Annotated in this window: 1 protein-coding gene; it reads right to left on the bottom strand. The window is 39.5% G+C overall.

Going from position 1 to position 256, the window contains the following annotated elements; all coding sequences use genetic code 11:
• Positions 1 to 256: type IV secretory system conjugative DNA transfer family protein (locus CBI42_RS11930; RefSeq protein ID WP_179211441.1), on the bottom strand; the 256-nt coding region annotated here is incomplete at both ends.

The raw sequence follows: 256 nt of genomic DNA, 5'->3' as shown, positions 1-256 counted from the left end.
ATTTTCTTGTCTTTGATTTAAAGGATTGATTTGATAGTTCCACCACCGTTCATCGGTTTCTTGATTGGCTAGGTATTTCCAGTTTGGATGCTTAGTGGAATTGTACTTTTTGCTTTTAAAGACAGGCATATTGGCAATTCGAACCAGGCATTCATGCCGTTTCATATTTCCGACTTCATCAGGTGTCATTAAATCACGAGCAATCTTTTGATGAGAAAGGGATCCTGAACCTGTCTGGCCAAAGGAACGACTAGTA

This window comes from Streptococcus sp. KR (assembly GCF_002238115.1).
Classification (GTDB): Bacteria; Bacillota; Bacilli; order Lactobacillales; family Streptococcaceae; genus Streptococcus.
This window is presented reverse-complemented; position numbering and strand designations above follow the sequence as displayed.